Source organism: Stenotrophomonas sp. TWI169 (assembly GCF_039674705.1).
Taxonomy (GTDB): Bacteria; Pseudomonadota; Gammaproteobacteria; order Xanthomonadales; family Xanthomonadaceae; genus Stenotrophomonas; species Stenotrophomonas maltophilia_P.
Window position 1 is genome coordinate 1 of record NZ_JBDJOB010000013.1, and the last position, 19,494, is coordinate 19,494.

Annotated in this window: 17 protein-coding genes; 9 read left to right on the forward strand and 8 right to left on the reverse strand. The window is 60.4% G+C overall.

The genetic code is table 11. The features are described from left to right. Positions 1-262 precede the first annotated feature (262 nt). The 6 genes from guaB (at position 263) to ABE543_RS11400 (ending at position 9,229) form a co-directional block, all read left to right on the forward strand. Complete coding sequence (guaB, locus tag ABE543_RS11375; protein WP_014036909.1) at positions 263-1,720, forward strand: IMP dehydrogenase; 1,458 nt, start codon at positions 263-265, stop codon at positions 1,718-1,720. Between the two features lie 107 nt (positions 1,721-1,827). Beyond that, positions 1,828-2,307, forward strand: a complete 480-nt coding sequence (locus ABE543_RS11380) for a hypothetical protein (RefSeq protein ID WP_346475716.1) — start codon at positions 1,828-1,830, stop codon at positions 2,305-2,307. Continuing rightward, on the forward strand, positions 2,304-3,869 hold the full coding sequence (guaA, locus tag ABE543_RS11385) for a glutamine-hydrolyzing GMP synthase (protein ID WP_049483147.1): 1,566 nt from the start codon (positions 2,304-2,306) through the stop codon (positions 3,867-3,869). Before ABE543_RS11380 ends, guaA begins: the two co-directional genes overlap by 4 nt. A 437-nt stretch (positions 3,870-4,306) precedes the next feature. Then, complete coding sequence (locus ABE543_RS11390; RefSeq protein ID WP_346475691.1) at positions 4,307-7,561, forward strand: hypothetical protein; 3,255 nt, start codon at positions 4,307-4,309, stop codon at positions 7,559-7,561. Next, a complete protein-coding gene (locus ABE543_RS11395; RefSeq protein ID WP_074901671.1) occupies positions 7,542-8,003 on the forward strand; it encodes a response regulator in 462 nt (153 codons plus the stop codon). Before ABE543_RS11390 ends, ABE543_RS11395 begins: the two co-directional genes overlap by 20 nt. Continuing rightward, positions 8,000-9,229 (forward strand): hypothetical protein, encoded by a 1,230-nt coding sequence (locus ABE543_RS11400; protein ID WP_346475692.1) that lies wholly within the window; start codon positions 8,000-8,002, stop codon positions 9,227-9,229. Before ABE543_RS11395 ends, ABE543_RS11400 begins: the two co-directional genes overlap by 4 nt. Positions 9,230-9,341: 112 nt before the next feature. On the opposite strand, the gene ABE543_RS11405 is transcribed toward ABE543_RS11400, so the two are convergent. Further along, positions 9,342-9,707: a hypothetical protein gene (locus ABE543_RS11405; RefSeq protein WP_346475693.1), complete on the reverse strand. Its 366-nt coding sequence runs from the start codon at positions 9,705-9,707 to the stop codon at positions 9,342-9,344. 555 nt (positions 9,708-10,262) lie between these two features. Beyond that, entirely contained in the window at positions 10,263-11,186 is a 924-nt protein-coding gene (locus ABE543_RS11410) for a LysR family transcriptional regulator (protein ID WP_346475694.1), read from the reverse strand. A gap of 97 nt (positions 11,187-11,283) precedes the next feature. Between ABE543_RS11410 and ABE543_RS11415 the strand changes: the two genes are divergently transcribed. Then, a complete protein-coding gene (locus ABE543_RS11415) occupies positions 11,284-12,132 on the forward strand; it encodes a type 1 glutamine amidotransferase domain-containing protein (protein WP_346475695.1) in 849 nt (282 codons plus the stop codon). Positions 12,133-12,230: 98 nt separating this feature from the next. Further along, positions 12,231-12,962: a hypothetical protein gene (locus tag ABE543_RS11420; protein ID WP_197571523.1), complete on the forward strand. Its 732-nt coding sequence runs from the start codon at positions 12,231-12,233 to the stop codon at positions 12,960-12,962. A 66-nt stretch (positions 12,963-13,028) separates the two neighbouring features. On the opposite strand, the gene ABE543_RS11425 is transcribed toward ABE543_RS11420, so the two are convergent. From ABE543_RS11425 to ABE543_RS11435, 3 genes are all read right to left on the reverse strand, one after another. Beyond that, the gene (locus ABE543_RS11425) at positions 13,029-14,912 is read right to left on the reverse strand and encodes a DUF2075 domain-containing protein (protein WP_197600479.1); all 1,884 of its coding nucleotides are present in this window, start codon (positions 14,910-14,912) and stop codon (positions 13,029-13,031) included. Then, positions 14,909-15,181: a nucleotide pyrophosphohydrolase gene (locus tag ABE543_RS11430; protein ID WP_227255387.1), complete on the reverse strand. Its 273-nt coding sequence runs from the start codon at positions 15,179-15,181 to the stop codon at positions 14,909-14,911. Before ABE543_RS11430 ends, ABE543_RS11425 begins: the two co-directional genes overlap by 4 nt. 249 nt (positions 15,182-15,430) lie before the next feature. Then, positions 15,431-16,810 (reverse strand): hypothetical protein, encoded by a 1,380-nt coding sequence (locus ABE543_RS11435; protein WP_197600480.1) that lies wholly within the window; start codon positions 16,808-16,810, stop codon positions 15,431-15,433. Between the two features lie 128 nt (positions 16,811-16,938). Between ABE543_RS11435 and ABE543_RS11440 the strand changes: the two genes are divergently transcribed. After that, entirely contained in the window at positions 16,939-17,721 is a 783-nt protein-coding gene (locus ABE543_RS11440; RefSeq protein WP_197600481.1) for a 3-hydroxybutyrate dehydrogenase, read from the forward strand. On the opposite strand, the gene ABE543_RS11445 is transcribed toward ABE543_RS11440, so the two are convergent. The 3 genes from ABE543_RS11445 to ABE543_RS11455 are packed head-to-tail and all read right to left on the reverse strand — an operon-like array spanning position 17,718 to position 19,364. Next, on the reverse strand, positions 17,718-18,089 hold the full coding sequence (locus tag ABE543_RS11445; protein WP_346475696.1) for a DUF4180 domain-containing protein: 372 nt from the start codon (positions 18,087-18,089) through the stop codon (positions 17,718-17,720). The genes ABE543_RS11440 and ABE543_RS11445 overlap by 4 nt on opposite strands. Continuing rightward, positions 18,082-18,948 (reverse strand): alpha/beta hydrolase, encoded by an 867-nt coding sequence (locus tag ABE543_RS11450; RefSeq protein ID WP_197600483.1) that lies wholly within the window; start codon positions 18,946-18,948, stop codon positions 18,082-18,084. Before ABE543_RS11450 ends, ABE543_RS11445 begins: the two co-directional genes overlap by 8 nt. Further along, positions 18,945-19,364 (reverse strand): helix-turn-helix domain-containing protein, encoded by a 420-nt coding sequence (locus ABE543_RS11455; RefSeq protein WP_346475697.1) that lies wholly within the window; start codon positions 19,362-19,364, stop codon positions 18,945-18,947. Before ABE543_RS11455 ends, ABE543_RS11450 begins: the two co-directional genes overlap by 4 nt. Positions 19,365-19,494: the final 130 nt, after the last annotated feature.

A 19,494-nucleotide genomic window follows, 5' to 3' on the forward strand; every position in this document is an offset into this window, starting at 1 on the left:
TTGGGTGCTGCGGCGTGCGAAGGGGCGGGGGTGTGGGGCGCCCCCCGGCCGCGCCCCGCCCCCCCCCCCCCGCTACCGGGGTTGCATTGATGCCCCGCGATTCCCGCCGACCCGCTCCTGGCAGGTGCCAACCAAGTTTGGCACCCACCCAAGCCCTCCTGAACCGACCGCCGCCCGCGCGACACTGCGTCGCATCCACCCCCTGCCACGCGGCGCGAAAACAAGGTAAAATGTCGCGCTTCCCCACATCTCGGGTATGCCGATGCTGCGCATCCAGGCTGAAGCACTCACTTACGACGACGTCTCGCTCGTCCCCGCCCACTCGACCATCCTGCCCAAGGACGTCAACCTCGAAACGCGGTTGACCCGAGACCTGAAGCTCAAGCTTCCGATCCTGTCCGCCGCGATGGACACCGTCACCGAAGCCCGCCTGGCCATCGCCATGGCCCAGCTCGGCGGCATGGGCATCATCCACAAGAATCTCAGCCTGGAACAGCAGGCCGCGGAAGTGGCCAAGGTGAAGAAGTTCGAGGCCGGTGTCATCCGCGACCCGATCACCGTCGGCCCGGAAACCACCATCCGTGACGTGCTGGCCCTGACGCAGGCGCACAACATCTCCGGCGTGCCGGTGGTGGGCAGCGACGGCCTGCTGGCCGGCATCGTGACCCACCGCGACATGCGCTTCGAGACCGAGCTGGACGATCCGGTCCGCCACATCATGACCAAGAAGGATCGCCTGATCACGGTCAAGGAAGGCGCCGCGTCCGACGAAGTGCTGCAGCTGCTGCACCGCAACCGCATCGAGAAGGTGCTGGTGGTCAATGACTCGTTCGAACTGCGTGGCCTGATCACCGTCAAGGACATCCAGAAGAACACCGACTTCCCCAACGCTGCCAAGGATCTGTCGACCCGCCTGCTGGTCGGCGCTGCCGTCGGTGTGGGTGGCGATACCGATCGCCGCGTGGAAGCGCTGGTCGCCGCCGGCGTGGACGTGATCGTGGTCGATACCGCGCACGGCCACTCGCAGGGCGTGCTGGACCGCGTCAGCTGGGTCAAGAAGAACTTCCCGAACGTGCAGGTCATCGGCGGCAACATCTGCACCGGCGAAGCCGCACTGGCGCTGCTGGACAGCGGCGCGGACGCGGTGAAGGTCGGCATCGGCCCGGGCTCGATCTGCACCACCCGCGTCGTCGCCGGCGTCGGCGTGCCGCAGGTCACCGCCATCGACCTGGTGGCCGAAGCGCTGCAGGACCGCATCCCGCTGATCGCCGACGGCGGCATCCGCTACTCGGGCGACATTGGCAAGGCACTGGCCGCCGGTGCCTCGACCATCATGGTCGGCGGCCTGCTGGCCGGTACCGAGGAATCGCCGGGCGAGACCGAGCTGTACCAGGGCCGTTCGTACAAGAGCTACCGCGGCATGGGCTCGCTGGCTGCCATGGAGAAGGGGTCCAAGGACCGCTACTTCCAGGACGCCGCCACCGCCGACAAGCTGGTGCCGGAAGGCATCGAAGGCCGCGTGCCGTACCGCGGCCCGGTGGGCGGCATCATCCACCAGCTGATGGGCGGCCTGCGCGCCACCATGGGCTACGTGGGCTGCGCCACCATCGACGAGATGCGCAGCAAGCCCAAGTTCGTGAAGATCAGCGGCGCCGGCCAGCGTGAGAGCCACGTCCACGACGTGACCATCACCAAAGAGCCGCCGAACTACCGCGCCTGATGCGCTTGCGAACTGCTCTTGCGATTACGGGCAGCCTGCTGATGGCAGGCTGTTCGTTGTCCGAACCGCCGCCGCGCTCCGGGTCTCCGGGCGCGGCGGTTTCGCAATTGCAGCACGTGCAGGCGTGCCAGAACACGTTCTCGCTGCCGAAGGGCTGGCAGGTGCAGGCCGCGGGCGAGCAGCGCTGGCTGCTGAAAGGCACCGGCGAGCGCCCGCTGCAGGTCATCCTGCGGTGCGTTACCGATCTGGGTGACAGGCTTGAAGATCCTGTGGTCACCGCCGAGCTGGGGCCGCTGGAGCCGAAACGGATGAGCGTGCAGTCCGCGTTCTGGGGCAACGCCGTTGATTCCGGTTACCCGATGCACGCCTTTCAACGGCGCATCGTGCCCGGCACCGAAGTGCAGGAAATCGCCGAGCTGCCGCGCGCTGACCGCTCCAACCCCACCGCACCGCACGGCCTGCTGATGCTGCGCTGGGACGAGGAAGACCCCTCACATATTCAACAACGCGAGGCGTTCATCGCCACGCTGACACAGAGCCTTGAAGCGCCGGGCGCTGCGAAAAACACCACTGGAACGGCACCATGACCAACATCCATAACGACAAGATCCTCATCCTCGATTTCGGCGCGCAGTACACGCAGCTGATTGCCCGCCGCATCCGCGAACTGGGTGTCTACTGCGAAATCTGGGCGTGGGACCACAACCCGGCCGAGATCGCCGGCTTCGGCGCCAAGGGCATCATCCTGTCCGGTGGACCGGAATCGACCACGCTGCCGGGTGCCCCGGCTGCACCGCAGGAAGTGTTCGACAGTGGCCTGCCGATCTTCGGCATCTGCTACGGCATGCAGACCCTGGCTGCCCAGCTGGGCGGTGCCACCGAAGCCGCTGACCAGCGCGAGTTCGGCCACGCCGAAGTGAACGTCATCAACCCGGATGCACTGTTCAAGGGCCTGAGCGACCACGGCGGCGAGCCGAAGCTGAATGTCTGGATGAGCCACGGCGACCACGTCTCCGTTGCGCCGCCGGGCTTCACCATCACCGCCACCACCGACCGCATTCCGGTGGCCGCCATGGCCAACGAAGAAAAGCGCTGGTACGGCGTGCAGTTCCACCCGGAGGTGACCCACACCCTGCAGGGCCAGACGCTGCTGCGCCGCTTCGTGGTGGACGTGTGCGGCTGCCAGACCCTGTGGACCGCCGCCAACATCATCGACGACCAGATCGCCCGCGTGCGCGAACAGGTGGGCGATGACGAAGTGATCCTGGGCCTGTCCGGCGGCGTCGATTCGTCCGTGGTGGCTGCGCTGCTGCACAAGGCCATCGGCGAAAAGCTGACCTGCGTGTTCGTGGATACCGGCCTGCTGCGCTGGCAGGAAGGCGACCAGGTAATGGCGATGTTCGCCGAGCACATGGGCGTGAAGGTCGTGCGCGTGAATGCCGCCGACCGTTACTTCAAGGCGCTGGAAGGCGTGAGCGACCCGGAAGCCAAGCGCAAGATCATCGGCAACCTGTTCGTTGAGATCTTCGACGAAGAGTCGAACAAGCTGAGCAACGCCAAGTGGCTGGCGCAGGGCACCATCTACCCGGACGTGATCGAGTCGGCCGGCAGCAAGACCGGCAAGGCGCATGTGATCAAGAGCCACCACAACGTGGGCGGCCTGCCGGAGCACATGAAGCTGGGCCTGGTGGAGCCGCTGCGCGAGCTGTTCAAGGACGAAGTGCGCCGCCTGGGCGTTGAACTGGGCCTGCCGCGCACCATGGTCTACCGCCATCCGTTCCCGGGCCCGGGCCTGGGCGTGCGCATTCTGGGTGAGGTGAAGCCGGAATACGCCGAACTGCTGGCCAAGGCCGATGCCATCTTCATTGATGAGCTGCGCAAGGCGGACCTGTACGACAAGACCAGCCAGGCGTTTGCCGTGTTCCTGCCGGTGAAGTCGGTGGGCGTGGTAGGTGACGCGCGCGCTTATGAGTGGGTGATTGCACTGCGCGCCGTGGAGACGATCGACTTCATGACGGCGCATTGGGCGCATCTGCCGTATGAGTTCCTGGGGACGGTGAGCAACCGGATCATCAATGAGTTGCGGGGGGTGTCGCGGGTGGTTTATGACATCTCGGGGAAGCCGCCGGCGACTATTGAGTGGGAATGAGTTGAAAGAACGAGGGCGCCGAGAGGCGCCCTTTTCTGTACAAGCACATTTTTTAACATCAGCCTCCGCGGCTGGATGTGTCAATGTAATGACGTGTGACCTCGGACCGCCTCACCTGATGTGCTTGGATGCCAGCGTTTGCCGGGCGGCGTGCTGCTTGTCGCTAGGACCATCCGAAACACCGTGTCCTCGTCCCGACCGCACTGCTCCATACGCTCCAGCTCTGATTCAAGCTAAGATCAGCGCTGCATTCTATTAACAGTCAAGCGGATATGGCGAAACGGAATCCACCAAAGCTCCGAAAGGACCTGTCGCGTAGCGAAGGGGTAGGATATTTTCTGAGATTAATGGAGAGAAAGAAGGATAAGCGCCTCGCTTTAAGTATGGCAAGATGCGCTGTTGAGCCAAGGATTTATCGGGACGTGATTCCGCGGCTGATGTCCAACCCGATGTACAGATGGGCTGCCGTTGGAGACCCGTTCCCGGCAACTCCATCTAACATCCAGAAAAGAATTCAGCTGCAGCATGCGGATATCTGCAGAGAATTTATGTGGTCGTCGGAGATAATTGGACTGTGGCGGGAAAAGCTTAGGAGCTTCGTCAAGGAGCGAGTTTCCTACGAGTCGTCTTTCTTGAAGGGGGACTATGTATCAGCCAAGACTTCGCTCGATGATATTCAGGCAGCCTTTGGCTGGTCAATATGGTTAATTTCATCAAGGATTCAGCTCCTGGCCCTGTCTGAGGGGTTGCAGGCGCAGAAGAAATTCCTTGAAGAATTGCTTTCCCAAGACGTAAGCCCGCTTCTTGGGTGGGTTTCATACTATTGCAGTTTGAGATCCGAAGAAAACTATTCAATTATATCAATAAATGAGATCATTGACGGATTGAGGGGAAGTGGTAGCATCTTCGACTACGCGACATATAGCTTAAATCCGTACTTAATAACTCAAATTGAAGACGCCAAAAGTTTGCTCTCTTGGCAAGAGTTGCACCCGCTGATCGATCGGCTGCATGCTCACGTGGTGGCATCTCGTTTGTACCTCAGCGGCGAGATTGATGCAGGTTCTCGGGCTTGCATAATTGAGTCGCTAGAATTAATTCGTTCAATAGAAGATCCCGAGATTGAGAGCCTCCTCGGAAAGGCGATTGATGTCCGTCAGAATGCCTGCTTGGATAGCTATTCTGCCGGAAAGTATGACTTGGTAATGGCTGATAATGGAGCCTCCCCTGAATTGCTGGCACTTGCTAGTTTGCAAGGAGGGAGCGCAGAGGAGCTAAGTGCAGAATCGGTTATCGATCAGATAGCTAAGTGCATGACTGAAATGCTTCTTCCGACAGACTCGTATGTCCGAAGCAGGCTCCATTTGCAAAAGCTAGCGCTAATCTGCGGGCACCTGCCCGTAACAAGACAGATCGCGTCGTTTATATCGCGAACCGACGGTCGCAACCTGGGCGAAGTAATAATATCATCTTCCCAACCCTATTCCGCCTTCGGAAGAAGTGTGGCCGACTTGGCACTGCCAACTTACGCTGAGGAGGTGGGTGTAGAAAGGATGGGGAGAATACTCCCGGACAATTTTGAATCGCTTTCAGAGAAGGTGGCGTCCGCGCTCATTGCTGGTGACGTGTCTGCGCTGCCTGACGAGCTTCACCCGATGCAGCGTGAGATGCATCTTTCTCAAATATATCTCAGTAAAGGTCTGATTGAAGAATCTGATGCAGCTTTCAAACGTCTTGCGGCGTCTGGGGGGGACTACCTGCTGTGTTGCTCAAGAGTTGGACGTTTCCGATGTGCCCTAGCTAGAGGCGATATAGTTTCTGCTGCAGAGATTGCTGTTGATCACTGTCTTCAAGCCCCTGATATATTTCGCCTCTACCCTATGTCGGATCTAGTGCAGCGTATCTCGTTGGAGACAATGGGGATTGATCCAATTTCAAAGGCGATCTTACTTCACCTCTCTGCAAAGACTGATAGCAAGTGGGGGGGCGAACTTTCAGACTCTTACGAAAATGTCCTAACGGCTCATGGGTGCGAGCGGCCAACCGAGCTTTGCAATTTTGGTGGGACAGGGCGAGAGATATATTTTCTTAGATATATATGCACTCCGGGGGTCATGGAAGATTCAACGGCTTTTGATAGCGTTGAAGAGGTTGAAAGTGAAAGAATATCGATATGTCAGCGCCTTATGGAGATGGATTCGTCTAATTCAAAGGAATACTCTGAGGAGATTAAGACGATCACCAGGGAGCAGAATGTTTCCAATCTTCTTAATCATGTTCAGTCAAATATGATTTATGTTGACACTTCGGGTATTTCCTCCGTGGTTAAAGATAGCCTGAAGGAATCTTTTGATCGGTACCAACTTCTCTTGTCCTCGCCCGTGCTCGAGTACCAAGCGGAGCAGATCGAGAAGATGTTGAAGGAGGCCCTCAGTAAGATGAGAGATACGGAGGCTAGGGATTTAACTGCGCCGGCAGCCTCCGAGAGGATCAGCCTATTTGAGCAGATGAGAAATCATTTTATTGATGTATTTGCGCTAAATCATGCGTTCGGCTTGGATACCAATCTTAGTACGAGCATTCGCCATGGTGTAATTGAGGGTCATATTCGCGCCCCATTTGCAGAAGAGCAGCTTCTTAGTAATTTTGATTCAGTTAGTTCCATGTGGGTGATTCCCGACTATTGGAGGGACCGACTTTATTTTTGCTCTTCTGCGGAGAGAGCTGAGATAGATAAGGCATTTTCCAGATTATCTTCGAGGATAAGTGATTTCGTTAAACTGTACCGTGATGATTTACTCCATATTAGGAGAATTGATTCCAAGAGAAATGGGCTATTTTACTTTAAGGCTCCTTCGCAAGATGAAATAAGAACATTGGCGGATAGCATTACGACCTCTACTTCTTACGAGGAGTTCTTGTCGCTGATGTTTGATCATGCTTGGACACTCGTGGATCGTTCATTGGGTGAAATTAAGACCAAAGTGCGTGTGGATCTTGGCTCTGGTCTGAATGCGGCGATTGAAAAATTCTCGACCTCCTTGAACGAGATAACGGCAGCCAGAAACGCGGGTATTCTGAATTCTCTGGCTAGATCTAAGGTCGCGATGCATGCCAAGATTGATGAAATATACAATTGGTTTAAGCGGCCTGCTGATATAAGCGAAACGCCGTTTGAGGTGGAGACGGCTTTACTTGTTGCGCTGAAGCAAATAGAAAATTGCTATACGGGCAGGTCGCTGGAAGAGAGCCATATTGTTGAGACCTCCTTAAAGCTGCCCGGCGTTCAGCTAAATGGCTTTGTGGAGGTTCTTTTCCTCCTTCTTCAAAATGCTATTAAGCATGGCGGGTTCTATGCTTCAGGCCGGCAGACTCCAATTGATATCGAAATTCGAGAGGCGCTAGGATCAATTTCATTGCGTTTTAGGAATGATATTTCCTTGGATGCCGATTTATGTGTTCTAAGGACTAACGCTGAAGCTGCTCTCGCTAAGCACTCTGAGGATTTGGATCTCTCAATGGCTCGGAGTGAAGGTAGATCTGGTCTCTCGAAGCTGAAGCGAATTCTGAAGTTTGACCTAAGGCGTGATTATTGTATTGAATTTGCCATCGAAGATGATGAGAGAGCATTTGTGGCTACACTCCAAATACTCACTGGGGAGGTTGCAGAAAATGCTGATCTATGTGGTTGAGGATGATCCCCTAAAGGCCGAAAGCGTCTCTTCATTTCTTCAATCCTTAAGTTCTAATATAAGTGTTAAGATTTTTAGAAGCTACATAAGTGGTCTTTCCGCTGTCCGGACCAATAAGCCTGATCTTTTGGTGGTGGATATGGCGCTCCCAAACTATGACAGAAGTCCTGGGGCCCGCACGGGGAAGCCCCGCCCTCTTGGTGGCTACGATCTTTTGCGAAAGGTTCGCCTTCACGGTATGTCTGTGCCAGCGATTGTTGTGACAATGCTTGAGTCATTTGGAGAGGGCGACCTTGAAACAAGCTACGAGGATATGACCCTGATGTGCGAGAGTGAGTTTGGGGGTCTGTTTCTTGGTAGCGTCTACTTTCAAATGGGATCCTCGGGATGGCAAGCGGAACTAAAGCGGGTTATTGCTAAATTTCAATCGGATATAAAATGATTAAGATTCTTGTGGTTGAGGACCAGCAGGAAAAAAAGCAGAAAATTATTGCCCATCTGGCTAGGATGCCTGGAATTGGCATGGATAACATTACTCACGTTGATAATGTAATTGATGCAAAGCGGAAATTGAAGATTGTAAAATTTGATCTATTGATACTTGATATTAATGTTCCAAATAGAGCTGATGAGGGGCCTTCAAAGGGTGCGGGTATTGAGGTGATTCGCTTTATAAGGAATAACGATCTTGCCATATCGCCGACGTACATCTTTGGTATGACGGCATATGATGATGAGTTCTCCGATGCGTCGAGTGTATTCTCGTCCGCCTTATGGAAGTTGGTAAAATATAGATCTGACGACCTGAGTTGGGCAGCTTCTTTATCCGATGCGGTCGACTTCCTCGTCTCTAAGCATCGTCCTCCCTATCAGAATGATGGTGCGACTTTCCACGTCGATGTGGGACTCGTTCTTGCGCTCGACGAAGAATTGGAGCCTTACAAGTCGCTATTGATTGACTGCGAAGAGTTCGGGGTTCCCTTTGATCCGGCGAGATACTTCCGGGGAATTCTGAAGTCGGATGACCGTGAGCTGAGTGTTGTTGCAGTTTCTTCCCCCCGGATGGGTCTGCCCGCTGCTTCGGTGATTGCCGCTAAGTTAATTATGACGTTCCGTCCTAGATATGTAGTAACTTCTGGCATCTGCGCTGGCGTAAAGGAGAAGACCAGTATTGGTGACCTGCTTGTTTCTGATCCCGTATTTGATTGGGGTAGTGGAAAGTGGAGTGAGGTCGAAGGCTCTGGCAGGGTATTTAAGCCGGCGGCGTATCCTTGGCGTTTGAATGAGGACATAAGGCGGGAGATTACTTTGTTGTCTGAAGAGCCTGGGCTCATGGAGGCGGTTGCGAAGTCCTACGATGGACATAGGCCTCAGATTGTTCCACGTGTGCATATAGACGCGACAGCGAGCGGTGCGTCGGTTTTGCAGGTGGAATCACTCATGGCGGATATCCGAGCGCAGCATAAAAACCTAGTCGGCATTGATATGGAGAATTACGGCATATTGACGGCCGTAGAGTACTGCGGAAGGCCACAGGCCAAAGCGATTGCTGTAAAATCCGTATGCGATTTCGGCGATGGGCAAAAGAACGACAGTTTCCACGGGTATGCCGCGCATATGAGTGCAAGTTTTGTATGTGCCCTCATCCCTAGGCTGCAGTATGAATAAATTAGATTTAGTTAGTTGCATTGAACTCTCAGTGCCATTAAAGTCTGCATTGGCTTGCAGTTATCGCAGCGAATTCCGGATGAGCATAGCCAGATTCCTTTGAAAGAATCTGTCAGTTGTCACACCCAGGCCTAACTTCTTGACAAGCCCACTCAAGCAACCCCCGGCAAGCCAGAAACAACCCATCCACCACCCCCTCATCCAAATGCCGCTCCGGGTCAGCCGCCACCCGGCAGCGATCCGCGGCGTGCAGCACCTCCAGCACCGTCAGCGCGCCCACCATCGCGCGCTCACTCCTCGCGAGGCTGACTCGCCGTCCTGGCGACACATCGTTCTCCGGCCAAGGCAAGCCGTCAGCGCCTTCACACCGACGGATGCGCTTGAGGATGCCAATCAGGGAGTTGAGGTCGGGCGGCGGGGTGTCGTCGTTGATGGGCTCAACGGATGTATACGAGGAAAAGTTCTCGGAATCGTTCATGGCGTCGGTTTCCCTGGCTGTGCGTGACAGCGCCACCGCGTAAGCGGGGTGGCGGACGATGCGTGGCTGCAAACCGGGATGAGATAGCACCATAGACCGGCGGGCCCTAAGGCCCCCACGCACCGCCCGCCATAAAGGCCGACGGATTACCCGCCGGCACCGCTCAAGAACGGTGCCGACGGGTAAGCGTAAACAACTGGTGCTTTTCTCATCGCGGGTTTGCAGACCCGGTGCCACCCGTTGTCGGTGGCGCGCCATGGTGTTTACGCCGTCGCTCCGAATGCCAATAGAAATTCCCGAAGAAATCGCAGGAATCGAGAGCGAAGAACTATTGTGGCACGCACCATTCGTGCAGCACGCGACATCGCCAGACGCATTCGCGCAGTCACCCTGCTGATTGCGAATCAAACTGGCGTAATCGCCCACGCAACAAGCGAATAGCGCGACAGCCTTCTTAACACCCCTTTCGTCTCAAAATCGGATGGCGACGCTGCCCGATCACCCGCGCACCTGAAAAATCGGTTCAATCACGACACCGCCAGCAGGCAGCGCTCCTCAACGAACACCTTCCTCAACCGCGCCCGCATTCCCCACCAACAACTCAATCATCGCCCGCGCCGCCGCCGACTGCCGCCGATGCGGCGCATAGATCACCGAGAACGGCCGTGACCGCCCCCGGAGCTGCGGCAGCACCTCCACCAGCTGCCCGCGCTGCAACCGCTCGCGCACGATGAACTCATAGCTCTGGCAGATGCCGATGCCCTGTTCGGCCAGCGACACCACGCCCAGCACATCGTCGGAGGTCTCGATGGACGAACGCGGCAGCCAGTCCACGTCGCGCCCGTCGTCGCGGAAGATCCACGGCGCCAGCCGCCCGGTACGCGGCATCACGAAGGGCAGGCACAGGTGCTGCTGCAGGTCGTCCAGCGTCTGCGGCGTGCCATGGCGTTGCAGATAGTCCGGAGCAGCCACCAGCAGCAGCGGCGCGTCTTCCAGCTTGCGTGCCACCAGCCCGCTGTCCGGCAGCTGGCCCAGGCGGATGGCCAGGTCGAAGCCTTCGGCCACCAGGTCCACGTTGCGGTTGGTGATGTTCAGTTCCACCTGCACCTGCGGGTACTGCTGCGCAAAGCGCGCCAGCACGGGCGGCAGCCGGTAGTGGCCATAGGTGGTGGGCACGCTCAGGCGCACGCGACCAGCCAGCGCACCGTCCTGGGCCAGTACGTCGCGCTCGGCGTCGTCCAGCAGGCCAAAGGCCGTGCGCACCTGTTCCAGATAGAGCCGCCCGGCGTCGGTCAGGCCCACGCGGCGGGTGGTCCGCTGCAGCAGCTGGCGGCCCAGCCGCGCTTCCAGGCGCGTGACCGCGCGGCTCAGTACCGACGGCGTGGTGGACAGCGCCACTGCGCCCGCCGTGAACGAGCCGTGCTCCACCACCGCCAGGAACACCTCCACATCGCCCAGATAGTCGAACTTGCGGCTCATTTGGCTCTCCGGGGAACAGATGTTTTGCGATGGGGCCAATTTATCGCCGCTGGGGCGATGAATAAAGTGGCCGCCATTCCCCGAACAGGAGCTCCCCATGAACCTGATGACCCGGCTGGCCGCAGCGCTGGCCCTGACCCTGGCCGCCAGCGGCGCGCAGGCCGCCAACGTGCTGGTGGTGCTGTCCGACGAAAACCACCTGGACCTGAAGGACGGCAAGGTGCTGTCCACCGGCTTCTATCTCAACGAGCTGATGCAGCCGGTCAAGCTGCTGCTGGACGCCGGCCACGAGGTGACCTTCGCCACGCCGCAGGGGCGGGCGCCGACGGTGGATGCGTCCTCGGTGACGGCGGCGTACTTCGGCAACGATGCCGCGCAGTTGACGCTGCACAAGGAGCTGCTGGAGAAGCTGGCCTTGACCTCGGCGACCGCCTCGCCGGTGGTCAGCCTGGCGCGTGTGGAGCAGCAGGGCTACGCGCGCTTCGATGCGGTCTACATTCCCGGTGGCCACGCGCCGATGCAGGACCTGCTGAAGAGCCCGGCGCTGGGCCGGCTGCTGGCCGACTTCCACCAGCGCAGCAAGACCACCGCGCTGGTCTGCCACGGGCCGATCGCGCTGCTGTCCACGCTGTCGGACGCCGATGGTTTCGTGGCGAAGCTGGACGCGGGGGCGACGCCGGCCACGCCGGCCACGCCGAAGTGGATCTACAGCGGCTACCGGATGACGGTGATCAGCAACCAGGAAGAAGAACAGGCCAAGCCGCTGCTGGGCGGCGGCGAGATGAAGTTCTACCCGCAGACCGCGTTGCAGCGGGCGGGTGCGAAGTTCAGCAGCAACACCACGCCGTGGACCGGCCATGTGGTGGTGGACCGCGAGCTGATTACCGGCCAGAACCCGGCCTCGGCGCTGGAAGTGGGGCAGCGGCTGCTTGAACGGCTGAAGTAAGCCGGTTGATTGGGCGTGTGATGGCCGGCGTGGCACCATGGCGGATTGGCCTCGCGCGTTCTGGCGAGGCCCTTTGCCAGGGAAGCCCTCGACACGACATGCGAACGTCCTTCTTCATTCTCTCCGCCCTGTGCCTGGGCCTGCTGTCCGGGTGCGCCAGCGGCCCGGAGCAGCACACCTCGATCCGCGAGATTACCGGTGCCTTCGTGGCCAACGATGGGCAGCTGTACCTGCTGCCGCGCTACGACGAACCGATGCGCTTCGACGCGGCGCCGTTCCGTGACTACCGCGCCCTGATGGACAGCCCGCTGCGCGAGGCGGTGGTGTGCGCGCAGATGTACTTCCACGAGGATTGGCGCGACCCGGCCAACAAGGCCAAGGTGCATGGCAGCTACGCGCTGCTGCTGCGGCCGGAGCAGGTGACGCCGCAACAGGCGGTGCAGTTCAGGCTGGAGCGGATTGACGTTACACCGCGCGAAGCCAAGGTGGTCGATGAGCGCGCGCGCTACTACCTGCCGCTGGAGCGGAGCCGTTACTCGCTGGCTTTTGATCGCGCCTGCGACCTTTCAAAGAAGGGTGGCAGCTATTACAGCGCGTTGTTCGAGGGCGATGGCGAACGCGTGCAGTTGCCGGACGCTGCGGCGCTGGCGGAGAAGGCTACGCTGGCGCAGCCGATCAACGCGCGCGCCGAGCGTATCCTGCCGGAGCGGGAGGACACGCCGGGCGTGGGGGCAGCGGCGGGCAAGGTGCTGGGTGCCGCTTTGATTCCTGTGGCGGTTCCGGTGTTTGTGTTGAGCCTGCCGTTTCTGGGGCCGGATCACTGGAAGTGATGGGTTGAGGGGGAGCATCTTCGCCCCGCGTGAATCTACCGCTGATGGCCTGTCAGGTGGAGGCGCTCAGGCCTCCACCTCTACAGCGTGCTCAACGCTGGCGACGGACTGCAGTCGGGCCCTGAAGTAGGCGGCAACCTGCGGATCGGTCGCGTAGACGTAGCAGCCCTTCATCCCTCGGGTCATCAAGGTGCGGTAGGTGTTCTTGATGATGGTGTCCGCGAGTTCAGCGGCGTGGGCGGGATGAGCCTTTGACAGCTTCACGAAACCCTTCATGGTTTTGTCGTGCCGGTCCCGCGCGCGCGGCACGGTCTTGAGCACGCCGTCCTGCATGACGAGGTCCGGCCCGATGATCACCCCGATGTAGTCCACTTCCAGACCCTGGCAGGTATGGATGCATCCCACCTGGTCGATCGAGTCCGGCGAGATGATCCAGAGGCTTCCGTCGTCATTGAGGTTCCATTGGCGCTGGTAGCTGCCGATGACAATGTCCATCTCCTTGCTGTTCTTCTTGCTGTTCCAAGGCCAGCAGTAGCCGGCCACAACGCGCGCACGGTTGACGGTGTTCCTCGCTTCGATGGCGGCATGCAGCGCGGACGGATCATCGAATACCTGGAAGTCGTAGCTGTTCTCGTCCAGCGTCGTGTTTGCGGTAGGCCGGATCTGCAGTACATCGTCCAGCCACGCCAGATAGCCGTCTGAACCCGCGCAACGGAACTGCGAAGACAGTATGTACTCCTCCACCGTCGCTCCACGGGCCATGGCGAAGTCCCGGATGGCCTCTTTGGTGCCGACATCCTTCAGCGTGACGCGCTGGTCTTCATCGATGAAGAACACACTGCACAGTGCGGCATTTATCAGTTCCTGGATCTGGTGCGTGCCCAGGTTTCCATAGAACCCGCTCTTCTCGGTAAGGCGGTGTGCCTCGTCCACGACCAACACGTCATACGCGTTCTGTGCCGACTCGGTAAAGGAGCCGGACCCGCCGAAAAGATGCACCAGATGGGCGTTCTCGGGCTTCTGGATGAGCGTGTTGCTGTAGACGGCGCGAGGTGCCGCATTCTTGGAGATGTACTTGACGGTCAACCCATCGCGAAGCGCGGCAAGAAGATTCACCGCGACAATGGACTTGCCCGTACCTGGACCACCTTCGACGATGACGACGCGGGGCTTTCCGCTGGCGTGCGCTTGGGCACACGCGGCCTTGGCGGCTTCAAATACTTGCTTCTGCTCATCAAGCAGCGCAAAGGCACTGTTTCCCCTCAACAGCCGATGCACATCGTCGGCGAGCGCCTTGGAAGGGCGGATTCGCCCATTCTCCAGCTCGGCAAGCACGGACGCGCCATCGCCTTTGCTGGTGTGCTGACTGATGAAGCCACGCAGCTTTTCGAGGTCCCCGGTGCTCTTCAGGAAGAGCGGGGCACGTTCGATGTAGGGCTGATAGTGGGGCGAATCGATCACACCGTCCGGCACATAGTTGTGCAGGTAGGCGCAGGGGTGGAGCTGGAGTTTTCCTTCATGGACCGCTTCGTTGAAGCCTTCCAGGAATGCAGCATAGGACCACGCCTGATAGCTGGGGTGAACGAGTGATTGCCCTTCGCGAAGCTCCACGATGGCGTCGCGTTTGGTCGGCTTGATGGCGGACCATTGCTTGAGCTCGACGATGATGACGTGGGGCGAGCCGTCCTCGGAGCGACCGGTCAGGACGACGTCGATGCGCTTCTTCGACTGGGGAAGAATGAACTCCACCGCCACGCCGATGTCATCGGGAATGGAGTGATGGGTGAGTGCACGCGCGACGTACCGAAGCGACTCGCGCCAGGAACGGATCTCGGACTCGCCTACGTCGCCCTTCGTCGCCGCCTTGAAGCTGGCGCGGATGACCTCCTCGATCTCCTCGTCGTTGCATTGGCGAAGGAAGGACGCCTTGTCTGCCTGGTAGACGATCATGGCTGCGACAGCTTGTTGTACTTGGTGCTGACGCCCCGCGAGAGGTCCACCGGGTACTTGGCGGCATTGGTGGCCAGCTTGCTGCTGACGGCTTCGTTCAGATCGATGCCGAGCACGTCCGACAGCCGGATGAGGTACAGGGCTACATCGGCAACTTCATCGCGTACGGCCTTGGCGGTGGTTTCCGAAGTCGCCGCCTTGAACGAGTCGGCCTCTGTCATCCACTGGAAGATCTCGTTCAGCTCTCCAACTTCGCCGGAAAGGGCCATGACAAGATTCTTGGGGGAGTGAAACTGGGCCCAGTCACGGGCTTCGGCGAACTCCCTGAGCGCTTGGGCAGCGCCCCGAACCTCGACAAGAGGGTGTTCCATGGCATGGCCTTATACGACAGGGTTTGGCCAATTCTACCCATGCCAGTGGGGCGTAAGCGACGTTTCGGCCTTGCCCTGCAATCAACAAGGGCGCCAATGGGCGCCCTTGTTGGTGATGCGATCAGGCGATGATTGCCCGTCCCGGCATCAGCCCCGACACCTCGGCCTGCCCCCTGCCACACAGCTGGCCTGCCAGTGCTGCCAGGCCTCGGCATCGATACTGGCCTTCAGTGCAATGGCCTGCAGCTCCGCCCAGTCTTTCGGTGAAGGCGCGGCCAGCAGCCCGCGCATGAAGGCCTGCATCTTCGCCTCACCCACCTGCTTTTCCAGCGAAAGTAGCAGCAACGGACCATAGACGTAGCGATACATCTCGCCCAGGTCCGAGTGGCCATCGACGGCATCAAGCGCCGGCAGCGGCGTATCGAGCGCATCGACGGTGGCCTGCAACCTTGCAACATAGTGGTCCGCCGCAGCGTCACCACTGATCTGACGCAGCGCCTTGATCGACAGGAATTCGGCGCTGGATTCCAGCAGCACCCAGTAGTACGGCCCCTGCGGACGGTTGAGCGTGCCGAAGTAGTAATGGCCCATTTCGTGCGCGACGTACTGCACGCGCCGTTCGGCCTGTTCACCGCCGGCCAGCAGCGAATCGGCCACGTTGCCGATGCTGCCGCTCATGGCGATGGTCGGCCAGGTGGCAAAGCCCCATTCGCTGCCGTCGCGGTCGCGCTCGGCCTGGTTGAGCGTGACCATGCGCAGGAAGGTGGGGCGGTCGGCCAGCGGCACGCCCATGTAGCGCGCGTGCACGTCGGCCACCTGCTGCACGACGCGGGACAGCGCGTCGACCTTGGGCGTGGGCAGGCTCTCGTTGAGGAGCGTGACCTGCGCGGTGTGGGTGATCGGGCCGCTGCCACCGAACAGCAGGATGGGCCGCGCGTTGTCGCTGCGAAAGCGGCCCTGCGTGCCTTCGATGGCGGGGCTGCCATTGAGGTACAGGAAGCGGCAGCCGCGGCAGTCCACCTGCAGGTCGTAGCGGCTTTCGCTGCCGCGCACGCGGGCCTTGGGGTCGAACGCCTGAGGCAGCCATGCAGACTGCTCGGTAAAACGGGCGCTGTCGCCGTTGAAGGCCATCATGCCTTTGAAGTCGCCCATGGCATCGTGCTTCGGGTACAGCGGGAACGCGCCCACGTACTGCACGCAGAGCGTGGCCGTGGGCTCGGCCAGAGTGTAGACGCGCGCCTCGCCATCCACGCCCGGGTCGTACCAGCCATCGAATCCGACCGGCTTGCCCTCGTCATCGGTGACCCGTGCGACGTTCAGACCGGCATTGAGCACGAAGTGGCCCTGTGCGTCGGCGGGGCGATTGGACAGGCATGCATCGCCCTCCACGCGGCCACTGGCGATATCCAGGCGCACACTGCCAGTGGTGAGCGGCGTTGCCAGCTGCTCGGGCGATGCGGCTTGGCTGAGGGAAGGAGCGAGCAGTGCGGCGAGGGCCGCCGGCAGCAGGGCCTTGCTGGGGTTCATCGAGCCATCCTTGGGTGGATGGCGCCGACTATAGAGCCAATATGAATTCCTGCCGAGAGGGGCGCATCCACGCGTGGCGTGCAGTTGCGGAGCTACACTGGCCCCCTGCACGTGATGGAAGCTCGCCCATGTTGAACGGAAAGGTCGCGGTGGTCACCGGTTCCACCAGTGGTATTGGCCTTGGCATCGCCACGGCGTTGGCGCGACAGGGCGCCGACATCGTGCTGAACGGCTTCGGCGATGCGGCGCAGATCGAGAGCCTCCGTGCCAACCTCGAAGCGGAGTTCGGTGTGCGCGTGGCGCATGACGGCGCCGATCTGTCCCGGGGCGAGGCCGTACGGAACATGATCGCCAACGCCGTCGCGAGGATGGGCCGCATCGACATCCTGGTGAACAACGCGGGCATCCAGCACACCGCATCGATCGAGGAATTTCCCGTAGAGAAGTGGGACGCGATCCTGGCGCTGAATCTCTCGGCGGTGTTCCATGCCACGGCGGCGGCCTTGCCCTACATGAAGCAGCAGGGCGCCGGCCGCATCATCAACATCGCCTCGGCGCATGGGCTGGTGGGCTCGGTGAACAAGTCGGCCTATGTGGCGGCCAAGCACGGCGTGGTGGGGTTCACCAAGGTGACCGCGCTGGAGAATGCGGGCACCGGCATTACCGCCAATGCAATCTGCCCGGGCTGGGTGCGAACGGCGCTGGTCGAGCAGCAGATCACCGCGTTGGCCGAGCGCGAGGGCATCGACCAAGAGTCCGCCGCGCGTGCGCTGCTGGCTGAAAAGCAGCCCTCGTTGCAGTTTGTCACCCCCGAGCAGCTGGGGCAGACCGTGGTCTTTCTGGCTTCGGACGCCGCGGCGCAGATGACCGGCACGGCGCTGCCGGTGGACGGGGGCTGGACCGCGCGCTAGCGGGCCGGCGCCGCAAGCCGCGCCCGCAGCGCGTCCCAGTCGGCCACGAAGCAGCCGTTGCGGCCGCGGTTGCATTCGGTGATCCACGCGTCCAGCGATTCGCTCTGTGCGCGGTGGGCGCTGACATCCCCCAGCACGGCAAAACGCAGGCGGTAGTTCACCAGCATCTGCAGCCACTGCCCGGCCATGCCGGAGCGCAGCTCGAAGAAGTCCGGAGAGAGGCGTTGCACCGGAATGGCGATCCACTCGGCCTGATGCCCAAGGGCATCGCCGACCAGGTCGCGCAGGCCGTTGGCATCGAGTGTCGGGCCCTGCGGCTCGATGCGCAGGAGACGGATGGTGCCGATGTACTCAATGGAATCATTCATGCTGGAGGCTCTGCAGTCGACGCAGCCGGGCGAGGATGTCTTCGCGCAGGCCGGGGATGTAGTGGTAGGCGTCTGCCAGCAGGGTGACGTCCGCCGTCGGGACGAGCCGTTTCATGCGTTCGGCGGCGGCAGGGGTGTCGATGAGGGCATCACGCGCGCCCATGACAAGGGCTGCCGGTGGATGCAACGTAGCCAAGCGCTCGTCGCTGATGCGGGGAATGCGCAGCGGACGTGGCCGGACCTCGGCACGGATCAATGCCAACAGGTCGAGCAGCGGCTGCGCACGTGCAGGTGCATGCAGTGGCTCGGGGCCCATGACCGCACGGCGCAGGCGCTCGCGCCCCCATCGGCCAAGCAGCAACAGTGGGAGCGCCTTGAGCAGGAATGCACGCTGGCGCCCGATACCCGAGGGGCTGACCAGAACCAGTGCGTTAACCCGGGCAGGCCTTCGCAACGCGTAATCCATTGCCAGGAATCCGCCGAAGGACAGGCCCACGAATGCAGCGCTTTCCACGCCGAGTGCGTCGAGGACATCATCCAGCCATTGCGCATGCGCATCGCTGTCCAGCGCAGGTTGCGTGCCTTCGCTGAGACCCGGTTCGCCAATGATGTCGACGGCATGCACGCGGTAGTACTCGCTCCAACGTGCGGCATCGAACATCCAGCTGGCGGCATTGCTGAGGGTGCCATGCAGCAGCACCAGGGCAGGGCCGTGTTCGGGGCCGCAGCTGACCACAAATGTCGAACCGGCGCGGGTGGCGAGATGGTGCGATTCGTGTGGTACCGGCCAGTCCGAAAGCACCTGGCGATAGGCGGCAAGTACGCGCTGCGTGGGAATGCCGGGGCGCTGCCGCTTCATGCGCTGTGGTCCTGCAGCAGACGCTGCAGGCTGACCAGCAGCGCCGTGGAACCAGCCAGGCCACCGATCACGATCAGCTTGAGCACATCGTGCTCGGGCGAATAGATCGTCTCCATGCGCAGCGGCTCATCGTCGGCCTCGCGGGCGGTGACGCGCGCATGCAGGGCACGGACCAGGTCGGCGGCACGTGCCGCACCGCATCCGGGAATATCCACCACCGTGGTCAGCTGTGGGCGCGCAGCGGAGGGCTCACGCACGGTGCCGGTGAACACGTCGAGGTCTTCAGCGGTGATGCGATAGGACTTGCCGATGCGGGTCGCGCGCAGTTGGCCGCTACGGATATGCCGAAGGACGGTTTTGGGGTGCAGGCTGAGCTGCTGGGCAGCCTGTTCGACGGTTAGCAACGCGGGGGGCATATCGGAACTCGAGAACCATGTGCTCCCTATTGTTCCATATAATTCAATTGTTGGGATCGATTGGGAGTTTTGCCGAGCCGGCGACAGGGGGGCATCTCCCGAGTGCCGCCTGCGCGGGCAGCCATCCCGA

Excerpts from the sequence above, each read along its gene's own strand:
- guaB (WP_014036909.1), top strand. The coding sequence starts at position 263 with ATGCTGCGCATCCAGGCTGAAGCACTCACTTACGACGACGTCTCGCTC.
- guaA (WP_049483147.1), top strand. The coding sequence starts at position 2,304 with ATGACCAACATCCATAACGACAAGATCCTCATCCTCGATTTCGGCGCG.
- ABE543_RS11390 (WP_346475691.1), top strand. The coding sequence starts at position 4,307 with ATGTCCAACCCGATGTACAGATGGGCTGCCGTTGGAGACCCGTTCCCG.
- ABE543_RS11395 (WP_074901671.1), top strand. The coding sequence starts at position 7,542 with ATGCTGATCTATGTGGTTGAGGATGATCCCCTAAAGGCCGAAAGCGTC.
- ABE543_RS11400 (WP_346475692.1), top strand. The coding sequence starts at position 8,000 with ATGATTAAGATTCTTGTGGTTGAGGACCAGCAGGAAAAAAAGCAGAAA.
- ABE543_RS11405 (WP_346475693.1), bottom strand. The coding sequence starts at position 9,707 with ATGAACGATTCCGAGAACTTTTCCTCGTATACATCCGTTGAGCCCATC.
- ABE543_RS11410 (WP_346475694.1), bottom strand. The coding sequence starts at position 11,186 with ATGAGCCGCAAGTTCGACTATCTGGGCGATGTGGAGGTGTTCCTGGCG.
- ABE543_RS11415 (WP_346475695.1), top strand. The coding sequence starts at position 11,284 with ATGAACCTGATGACCCGGCTGGCCGCAGCGCTGGCCCTGACCCTGGCC.
- ABE543_RS11420 (WP_197571523.1), top strand. The coding sequence starts at position 12,231 with ATGCGAACGTCCTTCTTCATTCTCTCCGCCCTGTGCCTGGGCCTGCTG.
- ABE543_RS11425 (WP_197600479.1), bottom strand. The coding sequence starts at position 14,912 with ATGATCGTCTACCAGGCAGACAAGGCGTCCTTCCTTCGCCAATGCAAC.
- ABE543_RS11430 (WP_227255387.1), bottom strand. The coding sequence starts at position 15,181 with ATGGCCCTTTCCGGCGAAGTTGGAGAGCTGAACGAGATCTTCCAGTGG.
- ABE543_RS11435 (WP_197600480.1), bottom strand. The coding sequence starts at position 16,810 with ATGAACCCCAGCAAGGCCCTGCTGCCGGCGGCCCTCGCCGCACTGCTC.
- ABE543_RS11440 (WP_197600481.1), top strand. The coding sequence starts at position 16,939 with ATGTTGAACGGAAAGGTCGCGGTGGTCACCGGTTCCACCAGTGGTATT.
- ABE543_RS11445 (WP_346475696.1), bottom strand. The coding sequence starts at position 18,089 with ATGAATGATTCCATTGAGTACATCGGCACCATCCGTCTCCTGCGCATC.
- ABE543_RS11450 (WP_197600483.1), bottom strand. The coding sequence starts at position 18,948 with ATGAAGCGGCAGCGCCCCGGCATTCCCACGCAGCGCGTACTTGCCGCC.
- ABE543_RS11455 (WP_346475697.1), bottom strand. The coding sequence starts at position 19,364 with ATGCCCCCCGCGTTGCTAACCGTCGAACAGGCTGCCCAGCAGCTCAGC.